Genomic DNA, 24,923 nt, shown 5'->3' with positions numbered 1-24,923 from the left:
GGAGATTTTTCTATGAAGGAAAAAGCGATGCTGCAGCATGCAGCAGCCATCCATCACAGGGAACTCCTTGCAACGACGGGAGTAAAGCTATGCGGGTTTACAGCGGCTTTACTTCCGTTTTGTATAGGCCTGTTCCTTTTTATGCGCGGCAGTGAGACGTTTCTGGTCTTTGGACATTCGTTACAGGAATTTCTTTTCAGTGGGCAGTGGGCCCCTTCTGATACAGCGTCCGGCGGAGGGCAGGTGGGGGCTGCCATGTTTATCTCGGGCTCCCTTGTCATCTGCCTCCTGGCCCTTTTATTTGCCCTTCCAGTCAGTCTTGCGGCGGCCATTTATATGACGGAAATTGCATCCCCTTCGTCACGGCGCCATGTCCAACCTTTTATTGAACTTTTTACGGGGATTCCCTCTGTCATCTATGGCTGGATTGGTCTTACCGTGCTGATTCCTTTTTTACGGAAATTTTTCACGATGCCTTTTGGCTTTTCCGTCCTTTCTGCTTCTTTGGTGCTGGCAACTATGATTTTTCCCGTGATTACTATGATGGCCTCCGATGCCATGATGGCTGTCCCCAAGAGCCTGCGTGATGCAGCCTATGGCCTTGGTGCGACACGTTGGGAGACAATCCGTACCGTTGTTCTTCCTTCTGCCCGAACGGGAATCTTTACAGGGATTGTCCTAGGTCTTGCCCGTGCTTTGGGCGAAGCCCTTGCCGTGGCTATGGTTGTAGGTCAAATGAAGGTTTTCCCAACCTCCCTATTTCTGCCGGCAACGGCCATGACAACGGTCATTGCTTCTGATATGGGAAGTGCCATGGAAGGCGGCGAATATAATGCCGCACTTTGGACGCTGGCGTTGCTGCTCTTTGTCATCTCATTCATCCTGATTTTTATTATCCATCACGTGGGTAAAAAGCGCTTAAAGGGGGCTGACCAATGATTGAAGAAATTCTTTCGCTCCCCCGCCATGATGCGCCCTCTAAGGAAACGGGGCTGAACCGAATCAAGCGAAAAAGAATGATATCGTCCATCATGACCGGCTTTTTTTATGCGGGGGCTTTTGGCGCGGCCTTGCTGCTCACTATCTTTGTTGGTTTTGTTATCGGGCAGGGTTTCTTGTCGGTAAATCCAGATATTCTCGATTCCCTTTCCAGCATCTTTTTCAATACCCTCTATCTTGTGGTCCTGGCCCTGTTTTTCAGCGCCTTATGGGGGATTCCTGCAGGAATCTTTCTTGCAGAATACGCCGGTCATGGTAAATTGACCAAATGGGTCCGGATGGCGATTGAAACCCTCGCGTCCCTTCCATCGATTGTTGTTGGCCTATTTGGTTATCTGGTCTTTATCGTCATGACCGGTTCCCAATGGAACCTGATGGCCGGGGCCCTGTCTGTTTCCATCATGACCTTGCCCATGCTTGCCTCTGTTACGGAGGACGCCCTTGAAGGACTGCCGCCGTTTTATAAATTGGGCAGCCTGGGCCTTGGAGCATCCCGGATGCAGACACTGATCCACGTCGAGCTGCCCGCATGTTTCCCGCGTATCATGACCGGTCTTATCCTCGCTGCTGGCCGTGGTTTTGGGGAAGCGGCCGCCCTGATGTTTACGGCGGGAATGAGCACGGACATCGACTGGTCAAACTGGGATATTTTAAGCCAATCCTGTCCGCTGAACCCGTTTAGGCCGGGTGAAACCTTGGCCCTTCATATTTGGGCACTACGGACGGAAGCGCTTGATCCCAATGCGGCGCAAATCGCAGGGGTCACGAGTGCCATCCTGATGTTGGTCGTTGTTATTTTCAATGCGCTTGCTCGCTATATCAGCTGGCGCATGGAAAAGAAAATGGGAGGAATTTGATCCATGGAAAAACTAGATGCAAGATCGGAGGACCTGACATTTGATATTCAGCACGTGAATCTTTTCTATGGAAAGAATCAAGCTTTGAAGGATATTTCCATGCAGGTCCGCAAAAATGAGATCACTGCTCTTATTGGACCGAGCGGATGCGGGAAATCCACGCTTCTTAAGACACTTAACCGCATGAATGATTTTGTTGAGGGCTGCCGCGTTGAAGGATCCATCAAGTTTGAAGGGCTTGATATCTTTACGGAAATCGATTCCTTGCTCCTGCGTTATCGGGTGGGGATGGTCTTTCAGCAGCCTTCGCCGTTTCCTAAGAGTATATATGATAATGTTGCTTATGGGCCGCGCGTCCAGGGCATTACGAGTCAGTCCGTCCTAGACGGCCTCGTAGAGACAAGTTTAAAGCAAGCTGCCATTTGGGATGAACTCAAGGATCGACTCAACACGAGTGCCTTAGGCCTTTCCGGCGGGCAGCAGCAGCGCCTGTGCATTGCAAGGACACTTGCCGCGCAGCCTTCCGTGATCCTTATGGATGAACCAACAAGTGCCCTAGATCCGATTTCTACCCAGAAAATCGAGGATCTTGCCTTGGAACTTAAGCGACAATATACGATTGTCATCGTGACCCATAATATGCAGCAGGCCAAACGGATTTCCGACCGAACAGCGTTCTTCTACTTGGGTGAATTGGTGGAAATGGACCGAACCGAAAAACTCTTTACCAATCCTGACGAACCTCGTACGGAATCTTACATTACGGGCCGGTTCGGTTGATGCCAAAAGGAGGAATAAACATGCGGGATGCCTATGTAGAGTCCCTTGAAGAAATGCACAAAGATGTGGAAAAGCTCATTTGCGCGCTCAAGGATACAGTCAAAAGGACGGGGCAAGCCATGCTCAGCATGGATGTCGATATGGCACGGGAAATCCGTGATGGTGATGAGGCCTTTGATAACATGATCCGTGATATTATGCACAAAGACCTCAATATCCAGGTCCTGCAGTCACCCGTTGCCGGTGATTGGCGGGGTCTTGTCGGAACCTTCAAGATCCTAGGGGATATGGAACGGATTGCAGATCATTGTTCCGATATCAGCAGCTATGTGCTGCGTATTGCGGGAATGAAAAATCCCCTTCCACTGCCGAAAGGGGTCGATCATCTCTATGAAGATATGGAGGGTCTTGTCACGACGGCCTTTGACTGTTACCTAAGTGGGGATTCCAAGACCGCGGAACTGATCAAGGATAAGGATGATGTTGTCGATGCCCACTTCAACCAATTGCTTTATGATCTTTCCAATAAAATCGAGAACCAGGAAGACCGGTTAAGTACGGGTGCCTATGTGGATTACGTGCTCATCATCAAATATATCGAGCGCATGGCGGACCATGGAACCAATATTGGTGAGTGGGTCGTCTATCAAAAAAATAATGAATTGCCTGGACGGCCGAATCTATAATTTGGAGATCCGGATGTGGAGAAGAAAAGGGCTCGGGTGATGGAGCCCTTTTTTGCTGTCTCTAACAAGTAGGAAAACGTTCTTTGCCTTCGTTCATCCTTTCTAAATCGCGGGACTATTACGATTTCATTGATGTGAGCAAAATCCGTGCAGTGAGCAGATTGTCAGAGCCTAATCAGCACCATGTAACAAACCGTTCCAACGACCATGGAAAGCATCATGCTGCGCTTTTTGAGCTGCAGGAAAACGGTGACGGCTGACGCACATAATTCTGGCAGTCCGTAGGGCGAAACAAGAATGGTGATATGGCGCAGGCAGTAGACGCAAAGCATGGCAAAAATGGCGGGCGGCAGGGCCTTTCCCAGATAAGTCATGAAAGGCGGTGTGGGGCGCCTAGATGAAAAGACAAAGAAAGGAAGAAAGCGGGTCAGGATGGTTGCCGCGGCACAGACGCCAATCGTAATGGCTTCTTCAAAAAAGGTCATGAAGGAAAGCCTCCTTTTTGGGTAATTCGTTTGCGCAGGCCCGTTACGAGAATGAGAATCACGATCATGGTGGGAATCAGGAAGTGGTCGGGACCAAATAGAAGCCTGCAGATTACGGCAGAGCAAAGTCCGATGGATGCGGTGAGCGGCGTTTTTTGCTGGCGAACCTGTTCAACAAAAATGACAATGAACATGCTTGTCATGACAAAGTCAATACCTTTTGTGTCAAAGGGAACGAGGGAACCAAAAATGCCGCCAAGGGCTGCGCTTGTAAACCAGTACGTGTAGTCAAGCAGCGTAACAAAAAGCATGAACCAGCCTGGGTCAACGTCGGGATGGGGCTTTTTGGCAAAGATCAGGGCGAAGGTTTCATCACACATGCCGTAGATCAGAAACGGTTTTTTCCAACCCATTCCTTTATAGCGGTCCAGCATGGCAATGCCATAAAAGAGGTGCCGCGCCTGGATCATGAGAGCCATGAGAAAAGCTTGGAGCGGGGCAAAGGGAGAAAGGAGCATGGTCACTGTAACAAACTCCAAGGAGCCGCCAAAGATGATCATGGCCATCAGCATGGGATACCAAAAGGAAAACCCCATACGCTGCATATAAAATCCATAGGCTGCTCCGATAAAAAGAAATCCGGCCGCAATGGGAAGTGTAGCTGTCAAGGCCTCCCTGAAAGCATTTAAGATGGGTGGACGGGCAGGGGACTTGGGCAGAACCAATGTAATCACTCCTTATTAAAAGGGACTGCCGCCGTTTTGGCGCAGTCCCATTCATGTGCTGTACAATCAATCTTTGCTGGGAACAAGGTCCCCGGCCTTTAATTCACCGCGCTTGGCCCGTTCCGCAAACTCAGCCGTTGCCGTAAATAGGACATCACTGCTGCTGTTAAGGGCTGTTTCACAAGCATCTTCCAAAACGGAGATGATGAATCCAACGCCAACAACCTGCATGGCAAGGTCGTTGGAGATGCCAAAGGAAGCACAGGCGACAGGAATCAGAAGCAGAGAACCGCCAGCTACACCGGAAGCCCCACAGGCACCGACGGTGGAAATGAGGCATAAGAGGAGGGCTGTCAAAAGATCGACTTGGATTCCTAAGGTGTTGGCCGCTGCCAAGGCAAGGACAGAAATTGTAATCGAAGCACCTGCCATATTGATTGTAGCGCCAAGCGGAATGGAAATGGTATAGGTATCCGGATTAAGTCCCAAGCGTTTGCAAAGGGACAGATTGACGGGGATATTCGCAGCTGAACTTCTGGTAAAGAAGGCATAGATGCCTGATTCACGAATCGTGGCAAAGACAAGGGGATAGGGATTGCGGTGGATTTTGGCAAAGACGATGATTGGGTTCATGACAAGGGCTACCAAGGCATACGAGGCAATGAGGACCCCGAGCAGCTTTAAATAAGAAAGAAGGGCGGAAAGTCCGCTTGCAGAAATGGACTGCGTCACAAGACCCATGATGCCGAGCGGGGCAAAACGGATGACCCAGCTGACGACAATGGTGATGCCCTTCGAGAGGTCATCAAAGACTTTTTTCGTTTCTTCTTTAGCGACGCTATGCATGGCAAGGCCAATGATGACGGCCCAGGCGAGGATCCCAATGTAGTTGGCCCGCAGGAGGGCGTTAACAGGGTTATCCACGACGTTCATGATCAGCGTATGAAGGACTTGGGCAATCCCGCTGGGCGGATTGATTTCACTGTTTCCAATCGATAGCTGTAGAGTGACAGGAAAGAGAAAGGACAGCGTTACGCCAACAAGAGAGGCAGCGAAAGTACCTAGGACATAAAGTGTGACGATGGGTTTCATGTTGGTATCGCCATCACTCTTGCGCTGCGTCATGGCGTTCATAACGAGAATAAAGACAAGGACTGGAGCCACGCCTTTAAGGGCACTGACAAATAAATCGCCGAAGATACTGACGAAGGGGACCGCAGAGGGTACAAAGACGGCGAGCATGATGCCAATGACGAGTCCAATGGCAATCTGTTCAATGAGGGGCACTTTCTTTACAAAGGTAACAAGCGGATTCATGTGCAAACTCCCTTTCTTTCATGACTGAAACAAATGAAAATAAGATTCTTCTAGTATACTCGTTTCATGTTGCAAGTACAATAGTTTTCAGCAAAATCATAAAAAAGGATGCACATTACAAATGCTATCTAAACAAGATAATTAAAACAAACATTGTAATCTTTAATTCGCTAATTCTAACATAGTGAGTTTTCTATCTCCCGTACTGAAAAGGGAGAGTTGATTAACTGGCCGTTGATGAGTAGCGCCTGAATGAATCTTCTATTTGAAAAGGCCTGCCACAAGCGTTGGAGTTCGGGCAGGCCTTTATTTGAAATCAGCAGGGCTGTTAGGAGAGAACGCCCGTTGCCTCTTCAATCCGTTCTTCAATTTCTAGGCAAACATCCTCAAAATGATGCATAATATCGTCTCTGGTCAGATGAAGGATCTCATAGCCATATCGCCAAAGCTTTTTCTTGCCTTCGGCTGTATCATCTATGGGGGTTGTCGGATTGTTGGGATTGCCGTCTATGACAATGAGCAGCTTTGCCTTGGCGCAGTAAAAGTCGGCAATGAAGCCAAAGATACATTTCTTGCGGCCGAACCGGAGAGGGTAGGGTCGCATGAAGTCAAACCAAAGATGACATTCGGCTTCATTCATGGACCGTCTCATGGTGGCAGCAAGGCCTCTGTTTTCCCAATCTTCGTGTTGTTGGTAATAGATCATGTGTCGTGTCTCCTTCGTTATGGATTGGCGTGTAATGGGTTCATGTCCTTTATTATGCCCTAAATAGAACGGATATAAAAGGGGGATTGGATAAAAGGGAAGTTTTTGACGTTAAAAGGGATGATTTCGGGGACAAAATGATCCTTTTGGTCATTATCTCAAAAGATTTGCCAGCTATTTGAAAAATAAACAGAATCATAGTATAGTTATACAAAGAAAGAACCGTTCCGGTCTCCTTTTTTAGGGAATGACCGGTCAAAACGAAGGAATATCCTAAGAAGGAGCATCGGTTTATGAAAAAAATTATTTTAACAGGGGATCGTCCTACGGGTCATCTTCATGTCGGTCATTATGTTGGGTCCTTGCAAAATCGCGTAAGACTGCAGAATTCCGGTGATTTCGATGAAATCTATTTTATGATTGCCGATTCCCAGGCACTCACGGATAATGCAGAAAATCCCGAAAAAGTTCGTCAAAATGTACTACAAGTTGCCCTCGATTATCTGGCTGTAGGGATTGACCCTGAAAAGGCCACCATTTTTATCCAGTCCATGGTCCCGGCCCTTTATGAATTGACTGCTTATTATATGGATCTTGTTACTGTTTCACGAGTACAGCGCAACCCGACCGTTAAAGCGGAAATTCAGCAGAAGAACTTTGAAAACAGCGTGCCCCTTGGCTTTTTCTGCTACCCTGTAAGCCAAGCTGCTGATATTACGGCTTTCCATGCCACCCATGTTCCCGTTGGGGAAGATCAGGAACCTATGCTCGAACAATGTCGGGAAATTGTGCGCAAGTTCAATTCCGTTTACGGGGAAACCTTGACGGAACCGGATATTTATCTGCCGCCTAATAAAGCTTGTTATCGGCTGCCAGGGATTGATGGCAAAGCCAAGATGAGCAAATCCTTGGGCAACTGTATCTATCTTTCCGACGATGCTGAAACCGTGAAAAAGAAAATCATGTCCATGTACACGGATCCCACTCACCTCCAGGTTTCCGATCCGGGGCACGTGGAAGGCAATACGGTCTTTACTTATCTTGACGCGTTTTCGAAACCAGAACATTTTGCGCAGTTCCTGCCGGAATATAATAACCTTGATGAACTGAAGGATCACTACCGCCAAGGCGGCTTAGGGGATGTGAAAATCAAGAAGTTCCTCAATAAGGTCATGGAGACCTTCCTTGAACCGATCCGTACCCGCCGCAGATCGTGGGAAGAACACCCGGACGACGTGTATGACATCCTTGAAGCAGGAAGCAAACAAGCTTCCCAAAAGGCTGGAGAGACCCTCGCTGAGGTTCGCCGGTCTATGCGGATCAATTATTTTGAGGACCGCAGTCTCCTGAAATAAGGAAGCGAAGACATTTTTTCTTGTCATTGAACTGAATCATCTGGAAAGGGAAGGGCCCGTGGCGGCGCTTCCTTTTCTTCATGCAAAGGAGCTGAAGCTATGGCCCATTCCTCAACCACTATGGATATGACGAAGGGGAGTATCTGGAAAAGCCTTTTCCTTTTTTCACTGCCGCTTTTGCTGGGTAATCTTTTTCAGCAGCTGTACAGCACCGTTGATAGTCTTGTTGTGGGAAATTTTGTGGGAGCCGACGCCTTGGGCGCGGTTACCAGCATGATGCCTGCCGTCAATACGCTGATTGGCCTTTTTATGGGAATCAGTACGGGGGCCAGTGTCATCATTTCCCAATACTTTGGCGCCCATGACCCGGACATGCTAAAAAAAGCCATCCATACATCCTTGCTGGGGACCTTTATCCTTTCCCTTATTTTTGATGCAATTGGTTATGTGGGAGCTCCCTATATGGTTCGATTCATGCGGACGGCGCCCTCCATTACGCCTCTTGCGACGGTGTATCTCCGGATCCTTTTGACGGGATCCACAAGTACCATGCTTTATAACATGGGCTCTGCCGTCTTACGGGCCGTCGGGGATTCTAAAAGGCCGCTCTATTTCCTTATCTTTACGAGTCTACTTAATGTCGTACTGGATCTTTATTTTGTGGTTTCCCTCAAGATGAGTGTGGCCGGCGCAGCGCTTGCAACCGTCATGAGCCAATATGTTTCGGCGTTCCTTATCCTATTTGTTCTCTATCGCTCCCATGATGTTTATCAGATCCGTTTCAGGAACATGAAGATTCACGCCTTTGTTTTCAAGCAGATCATCGATGTCGGTATGCCGGCAGGATTTCAACAGGCTCTCACCAGTTTTTCCAATGTTTTTGTCCAGGCCTATATCAATTTTTTTGGGGCGGCGAGCACCACGGGGTGGGGTGTCTATTTCCGAATTGATGCTTTTATCCTCATGCCTATGATGACCATTGCCTTAGCTGTTACGACCTTTACTGGTCAAAACGCCGGGGCCCGGAATCTTTCCCGCATCAAGGAGGGTCATAAGGTCGCCTTGAAAATGGCGGAAATCGGGACGCTGATCCTGGCTCTGCCGGCACTCTGCTTTGCCCCGGAGATTGTTCGGATTTTCAATACAGATCCAGACGTTGTTTATTATGGCACCCTTTTCATCCGAACGAACTGTTGGTTCGCTCTCTTTGCCTGCCTGAACCAGGTCTACGCTGGCGTTCTGCGGGGCATTGGCGATGCCCGGGCGCCAATGGTCATCATGCTCTTTTCCTTTGTCTTTTTTAGACAAATCTATCTTTTCATTGTCTCCCATATCCAAAACGAGCCGCATCTCATGGCCTTTGGCTACCCCTTGGGGTGGATGATGTGCAGTTTCCTGCTTTATCTCTATTACCAAAAATCAGGATGGGAAAAACGCTTTGCTTGACTCGTGTATGTATGAGCTGCCTGCGGGCAGCTCTTTTTCTATCTCTTGTGGCCTTATGGCAGAGCAGGAAGCACCCTTGTTAGGGACGAGGAAAGCCTCACTTATGCATGAACAATTTTGTAACATATGAAATAAAAGTTCGAATTAGAATTGACAGCAAGGCTGCAGATTGATAGAATGTAATCAGCATTTATGCATTTGTTCAACTGACCCTAGAGAAGTTTCATGGTAATCGATTCATGGTAGGCTCTGGGTCTTTTTTATTCGGAGGTGCTTAAGATGAAAGTTGCAATGATCATGGGAAGCAATTCTGATTGGCCTAAACTGGAGAGCGCTGAAAAAGTCTTTCAGGAATTTGGCATTGACCTTGAGGTCACGGTTGCTAGCGCCCATCGTACGCCGGAACTCGTCAAGGCCTTTGCCGAAGGGGCTCGGGACCGCGGTGTTGATGTCATTATCTCCGCTGCAGGAGCGGCGGCTCACTTGGGTGGTGTCGTAGCTGCGTATACTACGCTTCCGGTCATTGGGGTGCCAATTAATGCAACGGCTCTTAATGGAATGGATGCCCTTTTGAGTACGGTCCAGATGCCAAGCGGAATTCCTGTGGCAGCCATGGCTATCGACGGGGCCAAGAACGCGGCTATTTTTGCTGTAGAAATCCTTTCCCTTAAGTATCCGGAACTGGTTCAGAAGCTTGCCACTTATCGTGACAAGATGAAAGAAGAAGTCAGAGCCAAAGGGGAGAAGCTGGCAGCTGCCCGTGCTTCTAACTAATTGATTGTCATTTAAGGAGGAACTATGCGGGACCTTTTCTACGAAGCGGATAAGCTGCATGAAGAATGCGGTGTATTCGGTATCTATTCCCACAAAGACGATGTAGCACTTAATACGTACTGGGGGCTTTTTGCACTGCAGCACCGCGGTCAGGAAAGTGCGGGAATTATTGTCAGCGACGGACAGAACGTCCATGTGAAAAAGAATATGGGCCTTGTTTCCGATGTGTTCAAATCAGGACTCGAGGGTCTTGACGGATATATTGGCATTGGTCATGTCCGTTATTCCACGACGGGCAGCAGTATGACTTACAATGTCCAGCCTTTGAAAGTGTTCTATGATGGGGGAAATCTCTGCCTGTCCCATAATGGTAACTTGACAAATGCAGCTAGCCTGCGGCAGGAGCTTGCCAAGGAAGGACACGTATTCCAGACTACGGTTGATAGCGAGGTCGTTCTGTCCCTGATTGCCCGTTCCCGCAAAAAGACCTTGGAAGAGCGCGTAGCGGAGGCTGCCAATGCAATCAAGGGTGCTTTTGCCATCCTCATCATGAGTAATGATAAACTGATTGCGTTCCGTGATCCTTATGGTTTTCGGCCTCTTTGTTTGGGACGTCTTGATCATGGCTGGGTTGTTGCCAGTGAAACCTGTGCCCTTGATTTGGTGGGTGCTCATTATGTCCGTGACATCAAACCAGGCGAGATGATTGTTATCGATGATGCTGATAAAGAGCCGACAAGCCTCATGTATGCCCAGCATCAACCAGAACACCGCGCCCATTGCATCTTTGAGTTTGTCTATTTTGCCCGTCCTGATTCCATCATGGATGGAGAAAGCATTTATTTGGCCCGTGTCAATATGGGACGTATCCTTGCCCGTGAAACTAAGGATATCAAGGCGGATATCGTTATTTCCGTTCCTGATTCAGGGACGCCGGCCGCCATTGGCTATGGCCTTGAAAAGGGAATACCTTTCCTCGAAGGATTGACAAAGAATAAATATATTGGAAGGACTTTTATCCAGCCGACGCAGAAACAGCGCCTCAACGCAGTTCGGCTGAAGCTCAATGCCAACCGCAGTTTGGTGGCGGGCAAGTCTGTCGTCATGGTTGATGATTCGATTGTCCGCGGGACGACAAGCGGCAAAATTGTCCAGCTCCTGCGTGATGCTGGGGCTAAGCAGGTCCATGTCTGTATCAGTTCTCCACCGGTCATGAATTCCTGCTATTATGGCATTGATACGTCAGAACGCAAGGAACTGATTGCTGCGACCAAGACGGAAAAAGAGATCTGTGAATACATTAAAGCTGATAGCTTGCATTATATTTCCATGGAAGGCTTACGGTCATCCCTGTCCGTCCTTGATCCGGATGATATGTGCTATGCCTGCTTCAATGCCAAGTATCCTGATGGGGCAGATGAAGAGATGAAACAAGGTTCCAAGTATCAATTTGAAATGGGCTGCTAAGGAGGTACCAATCGTGAGTGATGAGAAAAAGAGCATTACCTATGCTGATGCCGGGGTAAACATTGATGCCGGCAACAAAGCCGTTGAACTGATGAAAGATAGTGTCCGCGCGACCTATCGTCCGGAGGTCATTGGTGACCTAGGTGGTTTTGGAGGTCTTTTTGCCCTGGGTTCCTACAAGGATCCTGTTCTTGTATCCGGCACTGATGGCGTGGGTACCAAGCTCAAGATTGCCTTCCTCATGGACCGTCATGACACCATCGGCCAGGATGCAGTCGCCATGTGTGTCAATGATATCCTTGTCCAGGGAGCGGAACCACTCTTTTTTCTCGATTACATTGCAACGGCTAAGGTGGATTCCCAAAAGATTGCTGACATCGTTCGCGGTGTGGCCGGCGCCTGCAAAGAATCGGGCTGTGCCCTTATTGGCGGTGAAACCGCTGAAATGGCCGGCTTTTATGCCAAAGATGAATATGACATTGCCGGTTTTTCCGTCGGTGTGGTCGAACGGGACAAGATGATTACTGGTGATAAGGTAAAGGCCGGTGATGTGCTCTTGGGCCTTCCTTCCTCGGGCATCCATTCAAATGGTTATTCCCTTGTTCGTAAGCTTTGCTTTGACGTGATGGGCATGAAGGTTGATACGTATATCCCTGAATTTGGCAAGACTCTCGGTGAAGAACTTCTTACACCGACCCGTCTGTATCCCCGTACGTGCCTGCCGCTCATCAAGAAGTTCGATCTCCACGGCATGGTGCATATCACGGGCGGCGGATTCTATGAAAACATTCCCCGTATTCTTCCGGCTGACTGTGATGCCGAAGTCCATGCCGATGCGTGGGAAATGCCGGCGGTCTTCAAGAAACTCCAGGAATGGGGCAACGTGCCTTGGAAGGAAATGTACCGCACCTTTAATATGGGTGTCGGCATGGTCCTTGTTGTCGGGGCCGATGAAGCAGATGCCGTCCGTGCCCATTTGAAGGAAAATGGGGAAACCTTCTATGAACTTGGTCATGTTGTACCTGGAACAAAGAAGACGGTCATGAAAGGCGGCGTTTTTGGTGAATAAAAGAAAGATCGGTGTCCTTGTTAGCGGTCGAGGAAGCAACTTGCAGGCCATCATTGATAAGATTGCGGCAGAATCCCTTCCAATTGAGATTTGCCTTGTTATCAGCGACAGTCCGGAAGCCTTTGCCCTTGAACGGGCGGCCAAAGCGGGAATCACGGGAAAGACCATTCTCCGTCAGGAGTTTAAGGATAAGGCTTCCTATGAAGCGGCCCTTGATGCCGCCTTGCGGAATGCGGGGGTCGAGCTTGTTGTCCTTGCTGGGTTTATGCGCATCTTAAGCGGTGAATTTGTGACCAAGTGGCCCCACGCCATCATCAATATCCATCCGGCCCTCCTGCCGAGTTTCAAAGGTCTTGACGCACAGGGGCAGGCCCTCCAGTATGGAGTCAAGATTGCTGGCTGTACCGTTCATTTTGTCGATGCCGGCATGGATTCCGGTCCAATTATTCTCCAGAGGGCGGTTCCCGTCTACGATGAGGATACACACGATACCCTTGCCGCGAGGATCCTAGTAGAAGAACATACAATCCTTCCGGAAGCTGTGAAACTATGGTGTGAAGACCGCCTGAGCGTTAAAGGGCGGAGAGTCAAGATCAGAAAGGAATAAGGTGATCGCTATGGCAATCAAAAGAGCCCTCCTCAGTGTGTCTGATAAGCGTGGCATCGTAGAATTAGCCCGCTTCCTTCATGATAAAGGCATCGAAATCATTTCTACGGGCGGAACCATGAAAGCCATCGAGGATGCCGGTATTCCTGTGACCTATGTCAGTGATGTGACGGGCACGCCGGAGATGATGGACGGCCGCGTCAAGACGCTGAATCCAAAGATTCATGGCGGAATCCTTGCGGTGCGCAGCAATCCCAAACACATGGAAGATATGAAAAAGAACGGCATTAAACCGATTGATTTGGTGGTCTGCAACCTGTATCCTTTTGAAGCGACGATTGCTAAACCGAACGTGACAGAAGCGGAAGCCATCGAAAATATCGACATTGGCGGTCCCTGCATGGTTCGGGCTTCGGCAAAGAATTTCCACGATGTGGTGGTCATCACGAATCCGGATCGCTATGCCAGTCTCATGAAGATGCTTGACGAAAAAGGTGACGTGGACCTTAAGACGCGCCGGATGCTGGCCCATGAGGCTTTTGCCCATACGGCGCATTATGATACGGCCATCAGCGCCTATTTCGAGAAACTGCTGTCATAAAGGAGGCCTATTGGTATGAATATACTCGTCATCGGCGGTGGCGGCCGCGAACATACAATTGTTTGGAAACTCGCCCAAAGTCCTAAGGTGAAGAAGCTCTATGCGATTCCTGGCGGCCCGGGGATGATGGGATTGGCAGAATGCGTTCCCATGGATGTGACCAATCTTGAAGGTCTGGCCCAGTGGGCCGAAACGCATGCCATAGACCTGACCGTAGTGGGGCCTGAAGCACCCCTTGTAGCGGGTCTCGTCGATGTCTTTGAAGCTCATGGGCTCAAGGCCTTTGGGCCTAAGGCCAAGGCGGCAGAGATTGAAGGATCCAAGATCTTTTCCAAGGAACTGATGGAAAAGTACCACGTGCCTACGGCATTTTTCAAGGTATGCGATTCCTTGGATGAAGCGAAGGCTTACGTTCGCGAAAAAGGGGCCCCGATTGTCATCAAGGCCGATGGACTTGCTGCCGGTAAAGGTGTCGTTGTCGCGATGACGGAAAAAGAAGCGCTGGAAGCGCTGGAAGAAATGATGGGGCAAGAGCATCGTTTTGGAAGTGCCGGGAGCCGCGTTGTCATCGAGGAATTTATGGAAGGGGAGGAATGTTCCCTTTTGTGCTTTACCGATGGCAAGACCATTGTTCCTATGATTCCAGCCCAAGACCATAAGAGGGTCTTTGATGGGGATAAGGGGCCCAATACGGGTGGCATGGGCGCTTATGCCCCAGCACCCGTGATGACAGAGGCCCTTAAGCAAAAGACTCAGGATACGATTATTCGTCCTGTCATTGATGCTTTGGAAAAGGAAGGACGGCCTTATTCTGGCTGTCTGTATGCAGGTCTCATGATCAGTGGGGATTCCATCAAGGTCGTTGAATTCAACTGCCGCTTTGGCGATCCGGAAACCCAGGCCGTCCTGCCTTTATTCGACGGGGACCTCGCAGAAGTGATGTATGCCTGCGCAACAGGAACCCTTCGTCCTGATATGGTGAAATGGAAATCTGGTGCTGCTGTCTGTGTTGTCATGGCAAGCGGCGGTTATCCTGGTTCCTATCCCAAGGGCATTGCCATTACGGGTCTTGAGGAAGCGTCCAAGCTCGAAGATGTCGTGGTCTTCCATGCAGGAACCAAGGAAGTGGACGGGCAGATTGTCACAAATGGCGGCCGGGTTCTCGGAGTGACGGCTGTCGATGAAACAATCGCAAAAGCAAAGGAACGCGCTTACGGTGCTGTAGAACGCATTCATTTCGAAGGGGCCCAATATCGTAAAGATATTGCCTGGAGAGCGCTGAACCGCTGATTGATCATAGGAACGGCCTTCGGGCCGTTCCTTCCCATATCTCGCCTTTTAAGACGGGAAACAGGGAATTTGTAAAATAACTGTTGCATTTGTGACAGTGTAGTGATAGAATAGGGAAAATATCTTCAAGGAGGAATGAGAATGGCATTCATTTATGATGAACCTGCGCATACTTTTAGTGAATATCTGTTGGTCCCTGGGTACTCTTCCAGCGAATGTATTCCTGCGAACGTAAGTCTCAAGACCCCTCTGGTAAAGTTTAAAAAGGGTGAAAAGCCGGCCCTTAGCCTGAACATTCCCCTTGTTTCCGCTATTATGCAGTCCGTATCCGATGATGGGATGGCGGTGGCCCTTTCCCGTGAAGGGGGCCTGTCCTTCATCTATGGATCTCAATCTGTGGAAAGCGAAGCCGCGATGGTTGCTCGCGTAAAAAGCTATAAAGCGGGATTTGTCGTAAGTGACTCCAATCTTCGCCCGGACAGCACCCTGGCCGATGTTCTTGCCTTAAAGGAAAAAACGGGACACTCTACCGTCGCAGTTACAAGCGATGGTTCCGGCCATGGTCACCTCGAAGGTATCGTAACAAGTCGTGACTATCGTGTCAGCCGCATGCATATGACGGATCTTGTCAAGGACTTTATGACGCCAGTTTCTGAAATGGTGGTTGGCGATGCGGACATAACGCTTAAAGAAGCCAATGATGTCATTTGGGATAACAAACTCAACACCCTTCCCATTATTGATAAAGACGGAAATCTGCTTTATATGGTCTTCCGGAAAGATTACCAGACTCACAAACAGTATCCGTTGGAGCTTCTTGATGGTCAGAAGCGCCATATGGTTGGTGCCGGGATCAACACCCGGGATTATGAACAGCGTGTTCCAGCCCTTGTCGAAGCTGGTGCTGATGTCCTTTGCATCGATTCTTCCGAAGGATTCAGTGAATGGCAGGCACGGACCCTCAAGTGGATCCGTGACAAGTATGGCGACAAGGTGAAGGTTGGTGCCGGCAACGTTGTTGATAAGGAAGGGTTCCGCTTCCTGGCTGAAGCGGGTGCCGATTTCATCAAGATTGGTATTGGCGGCGGCTCCATCTGCATTACCCGTGAACAAAAGGGGATTGGCCGCGGTCAGGCAACGGCTGTCATCGAAGTAGCCAAAGCCCGTGATGAATACTTTGAAGAAACAGGAATCTATGTGCCAATCTGCTCGGACGGCGGGATTGTCTATGACTATCACATGACCCTCGCCCTTGCCATGGGGGCTGATTTCATTATGCTGGGACGCTATTTTGCCCGCTTTGATGAATCCCCTACCAAGCGTGTCAATATCAACGGCACGTATATGAAGGAATATTGGGGTGAGGGTTCTGCCCGTGCCCGCAATTGGCAGCGGTATGACCTGGGCGGAGATAAGAAACTCTCCTTTGTTGAAGGCGTAGACTCTTATGTTCCTTATGCAGGGCCGCTAAAAGAAAACGTCGGTGTCACTCTTGCCAAGATTTCCTCTACCATGTGCAACTGTGGGGCGCTTACGATTCCTGAGCTGCAGAAAAAAGCAAAATTGACCCTTGTTTCTGCAACCAGCCTTGTCGAAGGTGGAGCCCATGACGTCGTTCTTAAGGACAGTACGTCCAATAATTATCCTAAATAAGTGTACAACTGGCTGTGAAGAATGCGTGTCGTCTTTCTTCACAGTTTTTTTTATGGGTAGAATAACTCTCCCTTATCCTCTTTTTTTAGGGCATATTTCTGTTATAATAAGAGAAAGGAGGGAAGGCCGATGAAAAAACGCATACTGTCTGCTTTTTGCCTGTTACTGTTCGTCTTTGCCCTGCCGCTTACCGGATGGACTTCTGGTGTATCCAGGGATGGGTATTTTGGAAAGATTCGTCTCAGTGGGAAGGTACGCATTGTTGAATATAATGCCGATATCAAGGTCAAGGTCGTCAATGCTTTCCCTGACCTTAAAGTGAAAGTGGTTGACTATTTCCCGGATGAAATTGGAGAGTGGCAGTTTGTTGAATATGGTGAGGACTTTACGGTCCAATTCGTCAATAGTTTCCCTGATATTACCATTCAGTATGTATCTGCCTTTCCGGGCGTAAATTAAAAAGGGGGAGGGCGCATCCATGGGTCGATTGCTGATTACCATTGGCATCCTATTTGTCGTGATAGGTCTTTTTGTGGAGTTTGGCCCCCATTTCCTCCCATTGGGGCATTTGCCGGGGGACATTTCGATTACGGGAAAGCATGGCAGTTTCTATTTTCCTGTTGTCAGCTGTATTGTTGTTAGTATTGTGCTCAACGTGATCCTGTGTCTTTTTCATTGACAGGGGATCAATCGGGGGAAAGGGGGTAAGGGAACAGGTTTCCCTTATCCCTTTTCTTCACTGTGCTCATTTTGTTTCAGATTATTTCCTTTTTGGGACTACCTGCTATGATACAATAAAGAAAGAACCGTAAAAGGAGGTCCATGCCACTATGACACAACAAAATCCATCCTATGCCGATTGGCAGCCGACCCTGCAGCGCGTCATGACCTATCTTGTTGGAAAAATTGAAGACTATAGCCGTGTCTGCAAGGAAAGAACAGGGGAGCCAGCCTATGAGCATTTGATTTACCGTGTCAAAAGCATTGACAGCATGAACGAAAAGTGTGTGAGAAAGGGGCTTCCCGTATCGGCTCGCTCCGCTCTGCGGGAACTAAATGATGCCATTGGTATTCGGATTGTCTGTCGTTTTATCGATGATATCTATACCAACCTTGAGGCCATCCGCAGCTTTCCTTTCTGCCGGATCATCAAGGAAAAAGACTATATCAGTCACGTAAAACCGAATGGATACCGCAGTTACCACATCATTATTGAAGTGACGGCCCCTTTTGAAGACATCGATGGAAAGAATCCAGGCCGTTTTTTTGCGGAGCTGCAGCTGCGGACCATTGCCATGGATTCCTGGGCAAGTTTGGAACATGAAGTGAAATACAAACAGGATATTGAAGATCCTGCCCTTATCATCGAAGAATTGAAACGCTGTGCTGATGAGCTTGCGGCCTGTGATCTTTCCATGCAGACCATTTCCCACCTCATCCGCAAAAATCATAAAAAGGAGTCTTAAGGGATGAATATCTTGCTTGCTGAAGATGAAAAAGCCATGAGCATGGCCATTTCTGCTGTCCTTACCCATTCAGGCTATACGGTGGATACTGTGCAAAATGGGGCGGAAGCTGTCGAAGCGGCTGCGCAAAAGCCCTATGACTGTCTCATCTTTGATATTATGATGCCCATTAAAGATGGCGTAACGGCTCTTTCCGAAATCCGGCAAAGCGGCAATGAAACGCCGGCAATCTTTCTTACGGCAAAATCAGAAGTCGATGACCGTATCATGGGACTAGATGCTGGCGCTGATGATTACTTGACGAAACCCTTTGCCATGGGGGAACTGCTTGCCCGCATCCGTTCCATGACGCGGCGCCGTCAGAAGGACAGGGAAGATCTCACAACGGGTACGCTCACCCTTAAGGTCGGTGAAGGGGAACTTTCATGTACCAGCAGTGTTCGCTTATCGGCTAAGGAAACAGCCCTGATGAAACTACTCATGCTCAATGAAGGAAAAACTCTTTCAACGGAGCTGCTCCTTTCCCATGTCTGGCAGGATGAGGAAGAAAAAGGTCCTGGCGTGGTCTGGATATATATTTCTTATCTACGGGAGAAACTTCGGGCCATCGGCAGCCATTGCACCATAGAAGGTGAGGAAAATGGCAGTTTCCGCCTTGTTTCCCAGGAGGCCGCAAATGGCTGAAATCCAGCGTCTGCGGCGCAAATTTATTCTCGTAGGCACTCTTGCCGTTATCATCATTGTGGTTGGCGCGTTGGGGCTCATCAATACCATTTCCTATATGCGTATGCAGCACTCCGTTTTTTCGCTCCTCACAAGTATCTCCGAAAATGGAGGGCAGCTGCCGCGGCGGGAAGGAGAACGGCCCTCTTCCTGGATTGAGGATCCGGACTGGTACAATGATTCCCCGGAATCGATCTATCAGATCCGTTATTTTAGTATTGTTCTCGACCGCCTCGGCAATGTAGAAGATGTCAACCTTTCCCGTATTGCTTCCTTTAGTGAAAGTGAGGCGGTCCAAGTTGTCCGGAGCGTCATCGAATCACAGAGGGATCGGGGAATCTTTCGCAAGAACCGGGCAAGTTACAGCTATATGGTGACGCCCCTTGACAATCATCAATACCGTATTGTCATTATGGATTCTACAAAGGACGTGGCAGCTGTGGAAAGCTTTGTCCGGTATTCCCTGCGCTTTGGTATTGGCTGCATTCTGGTTTATGTCCTTGTCCTGACCGGGCTTTGCAACCTTATCATCCGGCCCTTCGTCGATAATATGGAAAACCAGAAGCGTTTCATTACCAATGCTGGCCATGAACTCAAGACCCCGATTGCCATCATTTCTGCCAATACGGAAGCCTTGGAACTCATTCAGGGAAAGAGTGAGTGGACGGCCAATATCCTGACGCAGGTCAAGCGCCTTTCCCGCCTCATCTCGAGCCTCATCACCCTTTCGAAGATGGGCGAAAAACGTAAGGAAGACCTGCAGAAAGAGGAGCTGGATTTGACGCCTCTTTTCAAGGATACGGTGGAGCAGTTCAGGCCTCTTGTCAAAGCGGATGATAAGACCCTATCCCTAACCGCACCGGATACCCTTCCTGTTATGACGGACCAGCGTTCCCTTGTGGAGCTGATCAATATCCTCATGGATAATGCGGTCAAATACTGTGACGCCAAAGGAACCATTGCAGCGTCGCTGACCCGAAGGGGCAAACAAGGTTTTGTCATTGCTATTTCCAATGCTTATGCCAAAGGGGAAGGAGAGGACTATTCTCATTATTTTGAGCGGTTTTATCGCGGTGACAGTTCCCATGACAGCACCATTCCTGGCTACGGGATTGGCTTATCCATGGCAAAGGAGATGGTCGCCCTCCTGGATGGACAGATTTCTGTATCCTATAAGGATCATATCATTACCTATGCGCTAACCTTTGATCAATAAAGTAACGAAAGACCCGATGCGGCCGTGTCAAACGGTTTCATTGGGCCTTTTTTGCAGGACGTCAACTAAGTATAGGCATCATCTTTTCGGTTCGTGAAGTCCTCTTGATAACGCCATGCCTGCTTCTTATCCGTTTCGGGAATATCGATGCCTACGATCCTTGAGGATCTCGGGTTTTATCCCATCATTGGGAGTAGGCAATCCTCATATGTGCCTCCTTCGTCCAGCCATGCAGTGATGGAACCGCCCTAAAGGCCATGCAAATATAACGGCTGTTGACGTCCCAGGTTTCACGGCAAAACTGACCATTCAAGAGGTGAGAGAAGTCATCCTGCCTGAGGGCCCATTTCTGGAGATATGGATCATCTTTTTTTTAGAGGGGCACGGGTTAGAAGCGGTTCCGTCACATCGTTTTGATTTCGAGAAAAACATTCGCCTCAAGGACGATCATTCAGCATTCGTGCTGCATCGAGGGCACCTCTATTACATTGGTGCTGCCAGTAGATCGGGGTATTGCCTGCATTTTATTCCCAACTATCCTAAAAGAACAAGGGCTTCAGTAAAAAAGCGGCACCCTTCTTCAATTTTTCCTACTTCTTGTCATAAAATGAGAAAGTTTCTTGAATTCTGAAAAATAGAGGACTACAATGGTTTTAGTAAAGCGTTTCTAGAAGATAGGAGGAGTGACTATGAAACGAAACTGGATGGCTTTTTGTCTCGTTGCAGCGCTCATGACGGCTGGTACGGTTTATGCAAAACCAGCACCGTCCCAGCTGGTACCGGAAAAACATGGCCAGTGCTATGTGGAAGACAACCTTTTTGTGAAGGACGTCAATGGAGCTGGCGGCGGACAAGGCGTGCTCCATGGTGATTTTGCATTCCGCAGGGAACAGGCCCTGAAAACGGACGCCATCAAGGAAATCGGCTGGATGACGCTGAAACCTGGATCCTATATTGGCAGTCACACGCACAAGGATAATGAAGACGCATATCTCATCATTTCAGGCAAAGGCATTTTTACGGATGGCAATGGCCATGCCTGGGTGGTCGGTGCCGGCGATATGACCATTGCCCGTCCTGGTCAGACTCATGGGCTAGCCAACCTTGGCAAGGAGGATTTGGTTTTCCTTGATATCATTGCTAAAAATGACAGTGCCGATCTTTCTAAGATGGCTAAAGAGGGAACCACCCAATACTTCCCTGTTTCCGCACAGTTTGAGAAGAATGTAGAAAAAGCGGGCGCGGGTAAAGGAACGGGCATTTTGTTCGGTCGTTTTGCTTTCCGTCGGGAAGCTGCGACACAGGATCAGGCCATCAAGGAGATTGGCCGGATGACGCTGAAAAAGGGCGCTTCCATTGGCATGCACAAACATGTGGATAATGATGATACCTACATTATCCTATCTGGTGAAGGCGTATTCACGGATGGAGCGGGAAAGGAAACGGTTGTCGGTCCTCGTTCCGTCACAATTGCTGGTCCCGGTGAAAGCCACGCCCTCAGAAACGATAAAGATGAAGACCTCATTTTTATTGATCTCATTGCTAAGAATACGCCCGTTAAGGGACAGACGAAATAAGAAAGCTCAGATTACGTGTGAGGAAACGCCCATGGCAGCCATGGGCGTTTTTCTGATTTTTTTTTGGGGGGGGGAAAAAAGACAGTTTGCTGGTTCAAAGGTATTTACCGGCCTTCAATCATCCGTTGTGACAATATACCCCTTTTTCAAAAATTCCTAGTTGCCTATACAGTGTAAATTATTTTCTCAATGATGAATTTAATAAATGTATGATTATCTGATTATATATAAAATACTCTGAATTTTGCTTGTACTCAAAAAGTCTAATTGTTATAATAGGTTCTGTAGGAAAGGAGATGGAATGCTGGAATCCGTTTCCACAATAATTTGAGGGGGTTTTATTCATGGGTGGTCTAGCAATTAAGCTTGACATGTTCCAATCGTTGGCCCTTGCCGTCATTGCCATTTGGCTCGGTAACTGGTGCCGTCAAAAATTTCCATTCTTAAGAAAGTACTGCCTGCCGGGTGCTGTCGTCGGCGGCACAATTATTTCCCTGATTTCCCTGGTGCTTTATGAAACCGGGGTGGCAGAGCTGAGTTTCGACTACAAAGTCGCAAACAGCCTCTTTTACTGTATTTTCTTTGCTGCAAGCGGCGCCGCAGCCAGTCTTTCCCTTTTGAAAAAGGGTGGGAAACTTGTCATCATCTTTACGATTTCTGCTGCCGTCCTTGCCATTTTGCAGAATGTCCTTTCCGTGGGGATTGGTGTCGCCATGGGTGTTGATCCCTTGATTGCCCTGATGACGGGTTCCACGCCGATGACGGGCGGTCATGGCAACGCAGCCGCATTTGCCCCTCTGGCCGTTGCTCAAGGTGCTTCTGCTGCAATGGAAGTTGCAATTGCTTCCGCAACTTTCGGTTTGATTGCAGGCTGCATGATTGGCGGTCCTTTTGGCCGTTGGATCATTAGACGTCATCATCTGGAAGATCCTGCTCTTGACGGACAGGCTGAAAAAGCACAGGAAACGGGGAAAGAAGTTGGGACCCCGATGTTCAAGGGTGATATCGTAAAAGCCATGTTCCTGATGTGTTTCTGCTTGGGCTTAGGCGCTGTCTTCATGGCAATCTTGAAATCCCTGAAGATCAGCTTCCCAATCCATGTCTGCACCATGCTGGCTGGTATCCTTGTTCGTCTGTATCTGGACAGCAAGAAAGATACACCGGAATCTTTGTATGAAGGCATCGATACGGTCGGTGAATTCTCCCTGGGACTATTCGTTTCCTTGTCCATCATCTCCATGAAGCTGTGGCAACTTGCTGGTCTTGCTGGCCCGATGGTTGTCATGCTCCTTGCCCAGGTGGTCATGATCCTTATCTACTGCTATGTTGTCGACTTCTATGCTTGCGGTAAGAACTACGATGCCGCTATCATCGCTGTTGGCCATACGGGATTTGGTACAGGGGCTGTGCCTGTATCCATGACGACCATGAAGACTGTCTGCGACAAGTACAGATATTCCAAACTGGCCTTCTTTGTTGTACCAGTTATTGGTGGGTTCCTTAGCAACATTACGAATGCCATCATCATTACCTGGTTCATCAACTTCTGTGCCGGGATTCGCTAAATTTAACATAAAAAGTACGGATCAGCTCCAGGTGGTCCGTGCTTTTTTTTATGGGCAAAAGGGCTGATTTCAGCTTGAAAGGAGAAAGCAGCGAACACTTTTTCATGGCGTAAAATCCCCCTCTAGGTCATTGGAAAGATAAGCCGCCTGTGTTATAATTATTTGATACCAACATGGTTTCACGTATATTCTTTCATCTGAGGTGAAATTGATGAGCGATAACAAGGAACTTGAAATGCTGCAGGATGGAACAAAAGTTTCCCCTGAGACGGATGACATGGGTTCCATCCATGTCGATGATGAGGTCCTGTCCATTGTCGCAGGACTTGCGGCTTCCGAAGTACCCGGTGTGTACGGCATGAGTGGCGGGATCCGCGGCGGAATCAATGAAATGCTGGGAAAACAGAACTTTTCCAAAGGCATCAAGGTGTTTACAGAAGGCCGAACGGTCCGTGTTGAGGTCCATGTCATCATCACTTATGGTTATAATATTCCCGATGTGGCCATCAAACTTCAGGAAAAAGTCAAGGACGCAGTGGAAAATATGGCAGGCTATGAAGTGACGGCCGTGGATATCCATGTGGAAGGCGTCAGAAAGGACAAAATGGAAGGCCTCTCAGGAAAAGGTGATATAGATACCCTGGAAGAACGCTATAAGGAAGCAGCAAGGGAAGAAGCCTCCTTGAAGCAGGAAATGAAGGACCCTGAGGGTAAGGGTGCGGATTCCTCTGCCAAGGAACAAAATGAAGAAACAGTAAGCCAAGAGGCTTCGGGAGTAAACGCATGAGTATCATTGACCGCATCATTTTGACGCTTTATACCTGCAGCTTAGGCGTAGCCGCTGTCCTCATTATGATTGTCAGTTTGAATCTGGTGCCGCTTGATGAGTTTGTTGCCTTTGCCAGCCGGATTCCAGGCCGTTGGGAATACACGGTGGGCGGGGCTGTCCTCTTTATGATGAGCCTCCGTCTTCTTGTTGCGGGCTGGAGTCGTGGATCCAGCAGCAGTTTGACTATTGATACGGAGCACGAAGGCCAGATCCACGTGAGTCAGCGCGCCATGGAAGATTATATTGCCAGTTTCACAAATGACGTTTATGGTGTCCATGGTGCCAAGGCCAAGGTCAAGATGAATGGCCAGCAGATTGAAGTCCGCATCAACGCTTCCATTGAACCGGGCATCAATATTCCGGATACGACGGAAGAAGTTCGCCGCACGGTGAAGAAAAATATCTTGACCGTCATCGGTGTGGAAGTCAGCGATGTGGAACTTTATTTCAAACACATCAAGGCAAAAGAGTAGGGGGCCTGAACCATGTGGCAAGAAATCTTTAGAAATATCATGGAAACCAGCCGGTGGCGTGTCATTGGTGCTGGGGTAGGTCTATTTGTGGGAATCCTCTTCATTTTGCTAGGGTTCTTTAGGGCCGTATTCCTGTTGATCTGCATAGGTCTTGGCTTTTATATCGGCAACCGGATGGACGAAGGAGAGGACTTTGTCGATCTTCTTGATAATTTGCTGCCGCCTTACCGTAGATGATTGAATGGTACCGCGCCCTT

At 48.7% G+C, this 24,923-nt stretch carries 26 protein-coding genes and 2 pseudogenes; 24 read left to right on the top strand and 4 right to left on the bottom strand.

The genetic code is table 11. The annotated features are described in order from the left end of the window. Window positions 1-12 precede the first annotated feature (12 nt). Genes pstC through phoU form a run of 4 tightly spaced genes read left to right on the top strand, consistent with a single transcriptional unit; the run spans window position 13 to window position 3,322 of the window. Window positions 13-939 carry a phosphate ABC transporter permease subunit PstC gene (pstC, locus tag DW817_RS03660; protein WP_009016105.1) on the top strand — a complete coding sequence of 309 codons (927 nt, stop codon included), beginning with the start codon at window positions 13-15 and terminating at the stop codon, window positions 937-939. Continuing rightward, window positions 936-1,856, top strand: a complete 921-nt coding sequence (locus DW817_RS03655; protein ID WP_120111122.1) for a PstA family ABC transporter permease — start codon at window positions 936-938, stop codon at window positions 1,854-1,856. The genes pstC and DW817_RS03655 overlap by 4 nt, the downstream gene beginning before the upstream one ends. Before the next feature lie 3 nt (window positions 1,857-1,859). Continuing rightward, window positions 1,860-2,636 carry a phosphate ABC transporter ATP-binding protein PstB gene (pstB, locus tag DW817_RS03650; protein ID WP_009016103.1) on the top strand — a complete coding sequence of 259 codons (777 nt, stop codon included), beginning with the start codon at window positions 1,860-1,862 and terminating at the stop codon, window positions 2,634-2,636. Window positions 2,637-2,656: 20 nt separating this feature from the next. Further along, on the top strand, window positions 2,657-3,322 hold the full coding sequence (phoU, locus tag DW817_RS03645) for a phosphate signaling complex protein PhoU (protein WP_014128421.1): 666 nt from the start codon (window positions 2,657-2,659) through the stop codon (window positions 3,320-3,322). A gap of 164 nt (window positions 3,323-3,486) precedes the next feature. Here the strand turns inward: phoU and DW817_RS03640 are convergent, their stop codons facing one another. From DW817_RS03640 to DW817_RS03625, 4 genes are all read right to left on the bottom strand, one after another. Further along, the gene (locus tag DW817_RS03640) at window positions 3,487-3,807 is read right to left on the bottom strand and encodes a branched-chain amino acid transporter permease (RefSeq protein ID WP_120111119.1); all 321 of its coding nucleotides are present in this window, start codon (window positions 3,805-3,807) and stop codon (window positions 3,487-3,489) included. Next, window positions 3,804-4,532, bottom strand: a complete 729-nt coding sequence (locus tag DW817_RS03635; protein ID WP_009016100.1) for an AzlC family ABC transporter permease — start codon at window positions 4,530-4,532, stop codon at window positions 3,804-3,806. The genes DW817_RS03640 and DW817_RS03635 overlap by 4 nt, the downstream gene beginning before the upstream one ends. Before the next feature lie 66 nt (window positions 4,533-4,598). Continuing rightward, complete coding sequence (gene sstT, locus DW817_RS03630) at window positions 4,599-5,849, bottom strand: serine/threonine transporter SstT (RefSeq protein WP_009016099.1); 1,251 nt, start codon at window positions 5,847-5,849, stop codon at window positions 4,599-4,601. Window positions 5,850-6,177: 328 nt separating this feature from the next. Further along, window positions 6,178-6,555 carry an endonuclease domain-containing protein gene (locus tag DW817_RS03625; RefSeq protein ID WP_009016098.1) on the bottom strand — a complete coding sequence of 126 codons (378 nt, stop codon included), beginning with the start codon at window positions 6,553-6,555 and terminating at the stop codon, window positions 6,178-6,180. A gap of 293 nt (window positions 6,556-6,848) precedes the next feature. Between DW817_RS03625 and trpS the strand changes: the two genes are divergently transcribed. The 20 genes and pseudogenes from trpS (at window position 6,849) to DW817_RS03530 (ending at window position 24,903) form a co-directional block, all read left to right on the top strand. Beyond that, window positions 6,849-7,910, top strand: coding sequence for a tryptophan--tRNA ligase (gene trpS / locus DW817_RS03620; RefSeq protein WP_009016097.1), 1,062 nt, complete (start codon window positions 6,849-6,851; stop codon window positions 7,908-7,910). A 99-nt stretch (window positions 7,911-8,009) separates the two neighbouring features. Next, window positions 8,010-9,356: an MATE family efflux transporter gene (locus DW817_RS03615; RefSeq protein ID WP_009016096.1), complete on the top strand. Its 1,347-nt coding sequence runs from the start codon at window positions 8,010-8,012 to the stop codon at window positions 9,354-9,356. A gap of 279 nt (window positions 9,357-9,635) precedes the next feature. Beyond that, entirely contained in the window at window positions 9,636-10,130 is a 495-nt protein-coding gene (gene purE / locus DW817_RS03610; protein WP_120111115.1) for a 5-(carboxyamino)imidazole ribonucleotide mutase, read from the top strand. A 24-nt stretch (window positions 10,131-10,154) separates the two neighbouring features. Then, on the top strand, window positions 10,155-11,597 hold the full coding sequence (purF, locus tag DW817_RS03605; RefSeq protein WP_009016094.1) for an amidophosphoribosyltransferase: 1,443 nt from the start codon (window positions 10,155-10,157) through the stop codon (window positions 11,595-11,597). Between the two features lie 13 nt (window positions 11,598-11,610). Continuing rightward, the gene (purM, locus tag DW817_RS03600; protein ID WP_120111111.1) at window positions 11,611-12,666 is read left to right on the top strand and encodes a phosphoribosylformylglycinamidine cyclo-ligase; all 1,056 of its coding nucleotides are present in this window, start codon (window positions 11,611-11,613) and stop codon (window positions 12,664-12,666) included. Further along, window positions 12,659-13,273, top strand: coding sequence for a phosphoribosylglycinamide formyltransferase (gene purN / locus DW817_RS03595; RefSeq protein ID WP_009016092.1), 615 nt, complete (start codon window positions 12,659-12,661; stop codon window positions 13,271-13,273). Before purM ends, purN begins: the two co-directional genes overlap by 8 nt. 10 nt (window positions 13,274-13,283) lie before the next feature. Continuing rightward, a complete protein-coding gene (locus DW817_RS03590; RefSeq protein ID WP_014128428.1) occupies window positions 13,284-13,874 on the top strand; it encodes an IMP cyclohydrolase in 591 nt (196 codons plus the stop codon). 15 nt (window positions 13,875-13,889) lie between these two features. After that, a complete protein-coding gene (purD, locus tag DW817_RS03585; protein ID WP_120111107.1) occupies window positions 13,890-15,164 on the top strand; it encodes a phosphoribosylamine--glycine ligase in 1,275 nt (424 codons plus the stop codon). 141 nt (window positions 15,165-15,305) lie between these two features. Further along, a complete protein-coding gene (locus DW817_RS03580; protein WP_009016089.1) occupies window positions 15,306-16,817 on the top strand; it encodes an IMP dehydrogenase in 1,512 nt (503 codons plus the stop codon). A gap of 129 nt (window positions 16,818-16,946) precedes the next feature. Continuing rightward, window positions 16,947-17,276 carry a hypothetical protein gene (locus tag DW817_RS03575; protein ID WP_009016088.1) on the top strand — a complete coding sequence of 110 codons (330 nt, stop codon included), beginning with the start codon at window positions 16,947-16,949 and terminating at the stop codon, window positions 17,274-17,276. Between the two features lie 19 nt (window positions 17,277-17,295). After that, window positions 17,296-17,496 (top strand): DUF2905 domain-containing protein, encoded by a 201-nt coding sequence (locus DW817_RS03570; RefSeq protein WP_016459533.1) that lies wholly within the window; start codon window positions 17,296-17,298, stop codon window positions 17,494-17,496. A gap of 151 nt (window positions 17,497-17,647) precedes the next feature. Further along, window positions 17,648-18,283 carry a GTP pyrophosphokinase family protein gene (locus tag DW817_RS03565; RefSeq protein WP_009016087.1) on the top strand — a complete coding sequence of 212 codons (636 nt, stop codon included), beginning with the start codon at window positions 17,648-17,650 and terminating at the stop codon, window positions 18,281-18,283. Window positions 18,284-18,286: 3 nt separating this feature from the next. After that, window positions 18,287-18,967, top strand: a complete 681-nt coding sequence (locus DW817_RS03560; protein WP_009016086.1) for a response regulator transcription factor — start codon at window positions 18,287-18,289, stop codon at window positions 18,965-18,967. Next, the gene (locus tag DW817_RS03555; protein ID WP_120111103.1) at window positions 18,960-20,222 is read left to right on the top strand and encodes a cell wall metabolism sensor histidine kinase WalK; all 1,263 of its coding nucleotides are present in this window, start codon (window positions 18,960-18,962) and stop codon (window positions 20,220-20,222) included. The genes DW817_RS03560 and DW817_RS03555 overlap by 8 nt, the downstream gene beginning before the upstream one ends. A 689-nt stretch (window positions 20,223-20,911) precedes the next feature. Next, window positions 20,912-21,346: pseudogene (locus DW817_RS11025) on the top strand (cupin domain-containing protein); the annotation flags it as partial. Between the two features lie 126 nt (window positions 21,347-21,472). Further along, a pseudogene (locus DW817_RS11020) lies at window positions 21,473-21,799 on the top strand (cupin domain-containing protein); the annotation flags it as partial. Between the two features lie 344 nt (window positions 21,800-22,143). Further along, window positions 22,144-23,364 carry a sodium/glutamate symporter gene (locus DW817_RS03545; RefSeq protein WP_009015284.1) on the top strand — a complete coding sequence of 407 codons (1,221 nt, stop codon included), beginning with the start codon at window positions 22,144-22,146 and terminating at the stop codon, window positions 23,362-23,364. Between the two features lie 211 nt (window positions 23,365-23,575). Then, window positions 23,576-24,151: an Asp23/Gls24 family envelope stress response protein gene (locus tag DW817_RS03540; protein WP_014128444.1), complete on the top strand. Its 576-nt coding sequence runs from the start codon at window positions 23,576-23,578 to the stop codon at window positions 24,149-24,151. Beyond that, window positions 24,148-24,666: an alkaline shock response membrane anchor protein AmaP gene (amaP, locus tag DW817_RS03535; protein WP_009015282.1), complete on the top strand. Its 519-nt coding sequence runs from the start codon at window positions 24,148-24,150 to the stop codon at window positions 24,664-24,666. Before DW817_RS03540 ends, amaP begins: the two co-directional genes overlap by 4 nt. Before the next feature lie 12 nt (window positions 24,667-24,678). Next, complete coding sequence (locus DW817_RS03530) at window positions 24,679-24,903, top strand: DUF2273 domain-containing protein (protein ID WP_014128445.1); 225 nt, start codon at window positions 24,679-24,681, stop codon at window positions 24,901-24,903. Window positions 24,904-24,923 lie beyond the last annotated feature (20 nt).

This window comes from Acidaminococcus sp. AM33-14BH (assembly GCF_003603525.1).
Classification (GTDB): Bacteria; Bacillota; Negativicutes; order Acidaminococcales; family Acidaminococcaceae; genus Acidaminococcus; species Acidaminococcus intestini.
This window is presented reverse-complemented; position numbering and strand designations above follow the sequence as displayed.